Below are 7,391 nucleotides of genomic sequence, written 5' to 3'. Positions count from 1 at the left end.
GGAGGTCCTCAAGAAGCTGCAGCAGCGGCTGCTGCATGCAGAACGGCGGATCGGAGTCTACGAGATTCAGCTGAGTGCATTTCGCCAGCACCACGTCGAGGTGCTGCGCGATCTCCGCACGATCTATCAGCTGCTCGGCCACCATCAGGACCGTCTCGGCGCGGCCGACGATGCGCACCGCAAGGCCACCCTGGTCCCGAACGACCCGCATTGATGTGGAGCGCGTCGTCGTCCCGTCCGACCCGCATGTTTGGTTGCGCTGCGGCACCTCGCCCGGCGCAACATCTCATCATCAAGCGAGCATCGATCAAACATATCGCCGACAGAATCGCCTGCTGACCTCCCGACGTGGACCGACGCTGCGGGCGCCGCAGGGAACATTCCCCTCCGCGTTCCGTTATATGCCCCGGAATGAATGACGGGATTTCGCAATGTCCGACACCTACATCATCGAGGTCAGCTCCCAGGCGGCGGGGATCGTCGTGCGGGATCGCGGCGGCTTCCGCTTCTTCGCGGCGTCGCATCGCTTCAATGCGCTCGAAGGCCAGGTGTTTCGCAATGCCCGCGAGGCCGAGCGCGCGGCGCTGCGAATCGTCACGGGGGAGCTCAGCGCGGCGGCCTGAGCCATCGCTTCCGAAGGTGCCGGCCGCGTCCGGATCGGAGCCCGGACACAGCCGTCCTGCGCGCGCGATGCCGGTGATTGTTGCGGTGCGTTCGAAGCGTTCGCTGATTGACCCTTGACTCGATCAGCATCACCATGGTGCAGCTCGTTTCCCGAAAGCTTGCCATGGCCGTGCTCTCCCAACGTCAGACCGACATCCTCAACATCGCCCGCGCCTCCGGCCGCGTCATGGTGGAGGATCTCGCGCGCCGGTTCGAAGTCTCGGCGCAGACCATCCGCAAGGATCTCAACGACCTCTGCGAGCAGCGCGCGCTGACGCGCATCCATGGCGGCGCCATCATCGCCTCGGGGGTCGAGAACCTCGCCTACGAGGCGCGGCGGTTCGTCGCCGCCGACGAGAAGAAGGCGATCGGGGCGATCGCGGCGGCGCGGATCCCCAACGGCTCCTCGCTCTTCATCAACATCGGCACGACGACCGAGGAGGTGGCGAGCGCGCTGACCTCGCACCAGGATCTGCTCGTCATCACCAACAATCTCAACGTCGCGATGCTGCTCTATCCGCATCCGCGCATCGAGGTGATCGTGGCCGGCGGCACGGTGCGGCGCTCGGATGGCGGCGTGGTCGGCTCGACGGCGACGCAGCTGATCGGCCAGTTCAAGGTCGACTACGCGATCATCGGGGCGTCCGCGATCGACGAGGAGGGCGCGCTGCTCGACTTCGACTATCGCGAGGTGCAGGTGGCGCAGGCGATCATCGCCAATGCCCGCAGCGTGATGCTGGTGGCGGATTCCACCAAGCTTCATCGCAGCGCGCCGGTGCGCATCGCCCATCTCAGCCAGATCCAGACCTTCGTCACCGACCGCCCGTTGCCCGACGGGCTCGCCAGCCTGTGCGACAGCCGCGGCATCGAGGTGGTGTCGGCAATGCCCGCCGACGAGGCGGATGAGGCCGCAGAGGCAACCGAAACCGCACCCGCGACCGCGCTCCGCCGCGCCTGACCTCCCGCCGCTCTCCGAGGCCGTTTGTTTCTGGTTTGGGCAGGTTTTGCCCAATCATGGCCCAACATGCGAAATTCGATTTGCTTTCACTTTCGTTTGTGATTAACTCGAAACCGAAAGTGAAATCGCCGGCCTGAAGGCGATTGCTGGGGGAAGCGTCGGGTGGAGCGGATCTACGACCTCGCCATTGTCGGAGGCGGCGTGAATGGCTGCGGCATCGCGCGCGATGCGGCCGGACGCGGAAATTCCGTTTTTCTCTGCGAAATGAACGACCTGGCCAGCGGAACCTCGTCCTGGTCGACCAAGCTCGTCCATGGCGGCCTGCGCTATCTCGAATATTACGAGTTTCGCCTGGTCCGCGAGGCGCTGATCGAGCGCGAGATCCTGTGGCAGATCGCGCCCCACATCATCCGCCCGCTGCGCTTCGTTCTGCCGCATCATTCCGGCCTGCGTCCGGCGTGGCTGCTGCGGCTCGGCCTGTTCCTCTATGACCATCTCGGCGGCCGCAAGCTGCTGCCGCCGACGCGCTCGGTGAACCTGCGCAGCGACGAGGTCGGCCGTCCGCTGATCTCCGGCCGCTACGCCAGCGGCTTCGAATATTCCGACTGCTTCGTCGACGACGCCCGCCTCGTGGTACTGACCGCACGCGATGCCGCTGATCGTGGCGCAGTGATCCGCACGCGCACCCGCGCGACGGAAATCCGGCAGGATGGCAGCCACTGGCTGGTCACCACCGAGAACACCCAGACCGGCGAGCGCGAGACCATCAAGGCGCGCGCGCTGGTCAATGCGGCCGGCCCCTGGGTCGAGCAGGTGCTGTCGACTGGCGCCGGCGTCAATGCCAAGGCCAAGGTACGCCTGGTGCAGGGCTCGCACATCGTGGTGCGCAAGCTCTACGACCACGACCGCGCCTACATCTTCCAGAACGCCGATGGCCGCATCATCTTTGCGATTCCGTATCAGCAGGATTTCACGCTGATCGGCACCACCGATCGCGACTACCAGGGCGACCCGGCCAAGGTGAAGGCGACCGACGAGGAGATCGCCTATCTCTGCGCCGCGCTCGGCGAATACATCGCCAAGCCGGTGACGCCGGCCGACGTGGTGTGGAGCTATTCCGGCGTGCGCCCGCTCTATGACGACGGCGCCAGCGAGGCCAAGGCGGCGACGCGAGACTACGTGTTCGAGCTCGATACGCCGGGCGGGCTGCCGCTGCTGTCGATCTATGGCGGCAAGATCACCACCTACCGGCGGCTGTCGGAGGAGGCGCTCGAGCGCCTCGGCCCGTATCTCAAGGGCGACAAGGCCGAGGAGGGCTGGACCGGCCGCGCGGCGCTGCCCGGTGGCGACATGAAGGTCGACGCCGTTGCCCCGCTGGTCAGCGACCTGCGCAAGTCCTATCCCTTCCTGTCAGATGCACATGCGAAGCGCATCGCTCATGCCTATGGCACGCGGGCTCAAACCATGCTCGCAGGTGCGACATCTTTGGCCGATCTCGGCCAGGATTTCGGTGGCACCTTGACGGAGCGCGAAGTCAGGTACCTGATGACGAACGAGTGGGCGTTGACGGCCGAGGACATTGTGTGGCGGCGATCGAAGCTGGGGTTGCGGATGTCGGCGGCTGAGATTGCCGCGCTCGATGCGTGGATCACGGCCCAGCGTGATCGCTCCATCGTGACGGCGCGCGAAGCGGGGGGGCGCGCATGAGCGTCACGCTCGATCACGTGTCTCGCGTCGTCGACGGGGTCACCACCATTCGCGACGTCTCGCTGACCTTGCAGCGCGGCACGCTGAGCGTGCTGCTCGGACCGACCTTGTCCGGCAAGACCTCGATCATGCGGCTGCTCGCGGGCCTGGACAGGCCGACCACGGGCCGGGTGCTGGTCGACGGCAAGGACGTCACCGGCGCCGACGTGCGGCAACGCTCGGTCGCGATGGTGTATCAGCAGTTCATCAATTACCCCTCGCTCAGCGTGTACGAAAACATCGCCTCGCCGCTGCGCGTGCAGGGCAAGCCGCGCGAGGAGATCGAGAAGCGCGTCGCGGAGGCCGCCAAGCTGCTCCGGCTCGAGCCTTATCTGAAGCGCACGCCGCTGCAGCTCTCCGGCGGCCAGCAGCAGCGCACCGCGATCGCGCGGGCGCTGGTGAAGGGCGCCGATCTCGTGCTGCTCGACGAGCCCCTGGCCAATCTCGACTACAAGCTGCGCGAGGAGCTGCGCGCCGAGCTGCCGCGCATCTTCGAGGCGTCCGGCGCGATCTTCGTCTACGCCACGACCGAGCCGTCGGAAGCGCTGCTGCTCGGCGGCCGCACCGTGTGCATGTGGGAAGGGCAGGCCCTGCAGGTCGGCGACACCACGGCGGTGTATCGCCGTCCCGACACCTTGCGCGTCGGCCAGGTGTTCTCGGATCCGCCGATGAACACGGTCGGGATTCAGAAGCAGGGCGACAGCGTGCATTATGCCGGCGGCGTCGAGGCGCCGGCCGTCGGGCTTTATGCCACTCTGTCCGATGGCAGCTATCGCGTCGGCTTCCGCCCGCACCAGCTCGGGCTCGCCAAAGCTGACGGCAGCAAGGCCGACGGCAACCATGGCGGCCATGCCTTCCCGGCAACGGTGTCGGTCACCGAGATCACGGGGTCGGAGAGCTTCGTGCATCTGACGCGCGACGGCATGAACTGGGTGGCCGTGCTGCACGGCGTCCATGAGTACGAGCCGGGCGACATCCTCGATGCCGTGCTCGATCCGTCCAACGTCTTCGTCTTCGATGCCGGCGACCGCCTGGTCGCGGCACCCACGAGCCTTTAGAGGGAGATGCCGCATGGCCCGCATTGACCTCGTCGATCTCGCCCAGTCCTACCACGGCAACGACGCCGACATCGAAAGCTTCGCGCTGAAGCCGGTGACGATGACTTGGCGGCAGGGCGGCGCCTACGCGCTGCTCGGTCCTTCCGGCTGCGGCAAGACCACGCTGCTCAATCTGATCTCAGGCATCCTGACGCCCTCGCGCGGCAAGATCCTGTTCGACGGCGCCGACATCACGAAAGCGTCGACCCGGCAGCGCAACATCGCGCAGGTGTTCCAGTTCCCGGTCATCTACGACACCATGACGGTCGGCGAAAATCTCGCCTTCCCGCTGAAGAACCGCGGCGTGCCCAGGGCCGAGATCGACAAGCGCGTCGCCGAGATCGCGCGTCTGCTCGATCTCACGCCGGATCTGAACCGCAAGGCGACGGGGCTCACGGCGGACGCCAAGCAGAAGATCTCGCTCGGCCGCGGCCTGGTGCGCTCGGACGTCGCCGCCGTGCTGTTCGACGAGCCGCTGACGGTGATCGATCCCGAGCTGAAATGGCAGCTGCGCTCGAAGCTGAAGGCGCTGCATCGCGAGCTCGACCTCACGATGATCTACGTCACCCACGACCAGACCGAGGCGCTGACCTTCGCCGACACCGTCGTCGTCATGCATGACGGCCGTGTCGTGCAGAGCGGCACGCCGGCGGAGTTGTTCGACAAGCCGGCGCACACTTTCGTCGGCTATTTCATCGGCTCGCCCGGCATGAACATCCTGTCCGCCGAGGTCAAAGGCCGCGAGGCCCGCATTGCCGGCCACACGCTGCAGCTTTCGCGCAGCTACGACACCCTGCCTGCCGGCGCCAAGATCGAGATCGGCGTGCGCCCCGAATTCGTCGATGTCGCGCAGCCGGGACCGGGCCTGCTCGACGCCAATATCGAGCGGGTCGACGATCTCGGCCGCATCCGCTTCGCCCGTGTCCGCGTCGGCGACGCCAAGTTCGCCGCGCGCCTGCCGGCCGGCTTCTCGCCATCGGGCTCGGCGATCGGGCTGAAGTTCAATCCGGCCAATGTCCACGTCTATGCCGACAGCCGTCTGGTCGAGGGAGCCTGAGTGATGGACAAGACCATCAACAACAAGGCCTGGTTCCTGGTGCTGCCGGTGTTCCTGCTGGTCGCGTTCTCCGCGATCCTGCCGCTGATGACGGTGGTGAACTATTCGATGCAGGACACCTTCGGCAACAACCAGTTCTTCTGGAACGGCGTCGGCTGGTTCAAGGAGCTGCTCGACCCCTCGACCGATCTCGGCGGCCGCTTCCTCGCGTCGCTGTGGCGCAATCTGATCTTCTCGGGCGTCATCCTCTCGCTCGAAGTGCCGCTTGGCATCCTGGTCGCGCTGTCCATGCCGCGCGGCGGCTGGACGGTGGCCCTGTGTCTCGTCGTGCTCGCTCTGCCGCTGCTGATCCCATGGAACGTCGTCGGCACCATCTGGCAGATCTTCGGCCGCGAGGACATCGGGCTGCTCGGCTACGCGCTGAATCGTGCAGGGATCAGCTACAATTACGTTTCGAACAACCTGGATGCCTGGTTCACCGTCATCCTGATGGACGTCTGGCACTGGACCAGCCTGGTGGCGCTGCTCTGCTATGCCGGCTTGAAGTCCATTCCCGACGCGTACTACCAGGCGGCGCAGATCGACGGCGCCTCGCGCTGGGCGGTATTCACGGCGATCCAGCTGCCGAAGATGCACCGCGTGCTGCTGATCGCCGTGCTGCTGCGCTTCATGGACAGCTTCATGATCTACACCGAGCCGTTCGTGGTGACCGGCGGCGGCCCTGGCAATTCGACGACCTTCATCTCGATCGAGCTGGTCAAGATCGCGCTCGGCCAGTTCGACCTCGGCAAGGCGGCGGCGCTGTCGCTGGTCTACAACCTGATCATCCTGATCGTCTGCTGGGTGTTCTATACCATCATGACCAATGCCGGCGCCGAGCGCCGGCCGGTGGAAGGGGGCGCGCAATGAACACCATTCCGGGCCGCCGCATCATCATCTCGCTGTTCCTGGTCTTCCTGCTGTTGCCGATCTACTGGCTCGTCAACATGAGCTTCAAGACCAACAACGAGATCGTCAGCACGATGACGCTCTGGCCGCATCAGCCGACGCTGGCCAATTACATGCGCATCTTCACCGATGAGAGCTGGTATTCCGGCTACATCAACTCGCTGAAATACGTGATCATCAACACGGTGATCTCGATCCTGGTGGCGCTGCCGGCGGCGTACGCGTTCTCGCGCTACCGCTTCCTCGGCGACAAGCACCTGTTCTTCTGGCTATTGTCGAACCGCATGGCGCCGGCGGCGGTCTATGCGCTGCCGTTCTTCAATTTGTACTCGGCGATCGGCCTGTTCGACACGCCCTGGGCGGTTGCGCTGGCGCACTGCATCTTCAACATCCCGCTAGCGGTGTGGATCCTGGAGGGCTTCGTGTCGTCGGTGCCGCGCGAGATCGACGAGACCGCGTTCCTGGACGGCTACTCGTTCCCGCGCTTCTTCGTGAAGATCCTGGTGCCGCTGATCGCGAGCGGCATCGGTGTCGCCGCCTTCTTCTGCTTCATGTTCTCCTGGGTCGAGCTCTTGCTCGCGCGTACGCTGACCTCGGTCGACGCCAAGCCGATTTCGGCGGTCATGACCCGCACGGTGTCGGCTGCCGGCATGGACTGGGGCCTGCTCGCGGCCGCCGGCGTGCTGACGATCATCCCCGGCGCGCTCGTCATCTGGTTCGTCCGCAACTACATCGCGCGCGGCTTCGCGCTGGGACGGGTGTGATGATGCGGGCGCCCGCTGTCCACCAGAAGCTCAGTGTGCTCGCTTCCCCCTTGTGGGGCAGGGCTGGGGAGCGGGGTATCCCACGGGCAGTCTTTGTGGGGACCCCCACCCACAACTCGTCGCCGCCTAGCGAAGCTCCGCTTCGCACGGGGGGAGGG

The 7,391-nt window shown here is 65.7% G+C and carries 8 protein-coding genes; all 8 read left to right on the top strand.

Going from position 1 to position 7,391, the window contains the following annotated elements:
- Positions 1 to 214, top strand: a 214-nt coding sequence (locus BRAS3809_RS22380; RefSeq protein ID WP_035657631.1) for a hypothetical protein, incomplete at its 5' end; no start/stop codon positions are given.
- 217 nt (positions 215 to 431) lie between these two features.
- Positions 432 to 623: a hypothetical protein gene (locus BRAS3809_RS22375; protein WP_006612520.1), complete on the top strand. Its 192-nt coding sequence runs from the start codon at positions 432 to 434 to the stop codon at positions 621 to 623.
- Positions 624 to 787: 164 nt separating this feature from the next.
- Complete coding sequence (locus BRAS3809_RS22370) at positions 788 to 1,621, top strand: DeoR/GlpR family DNA-binding transcription regulator (RefSeq protein WP_008964317.1); 834 nt, start codon at positions 788 to 790, stop codon at positions 1,619 to 1,621.
- Between the two features lie 162 nt (positions 1,622 to 1,783).
- A complete protein-coding gene (glpD, locus tag BRAS3809_RS22365; protein ID WP_008964316.1) occupies positions 1,784 to 3,328 on the top strand; it encodes a glycerol-3-phosphate dehydrogenase in 1,545 nt (514 codons plus the stop codon).
- Positions 3,325 to 4,425, top strand: a complete 1,101-nt coding sequence (locus BRAS3809_RS22360) for an ABC transporter ATP-binding protein (RefSeq protein WP_008964315.1) — start codon at positions 3,325 to 3,327, stop codon at positions 4,423 to 4,425. Before glpD ends, BRAS3809_RS22360 begins: the two co-directional genes overlap by 4 nt.
- Positions 4,426 to 4,438: 13 nt before the next feature.
- The gene (locus BRAS3809_RS22355; protein WP_008964314.1) at positions 4,439 to 5,521 is read left to right on the top strand and encodes an ABC transporter ATP-binding protein; all 1,083 of its coding nucleotides are present in this window, start codon (positions 4,439 to 4,441) and stop codon (positions 5,519 to 5,521) included.
- A 3-nt stretch (positions 5,522 to 5,524) separates the two neighbouring features.
- A complete protein-coding gene (locus tag BRAS3809_RS22350; protein WP_008964313.1) occupies positions 5,525 to 6,430 on the top strand; it encodes a carbohydrate ABC transporter permease in 906 nt (301 codons plus the stop codon).
- A complete protein-coding gene (locus BRAS3809_RS22345) occupies positions 6,427 to 7,233 on the top strand; it encodes a carbohydrate ABC transporter permease (protein ID WP_008964312.1) in 807 nt (268 codons plus the stop codon). The genes BRAS3809_RS22350 and BRAS3809_RS22345 overlap by 4 nt, the downstream gene beginning before the upstream one ends.
- Positions 7,234 to 7,391 lie beyond the last annotated feature (158 nt).

Source organism: Bradyrhizobium sp. STM 3809 (genome assembly GCF_000239795.1).
GTDB lineage: Bacteria > Pseudomonadota > Alphaproteobacteria > Rhizobiales > Xanthobacteraceae > Bradyrhizobium.
The sequence above is the reverse complement of the archived record's forward strand: the minus strand, read 5'-3'. Positions and strand labels throughout refer to the sequence as shown.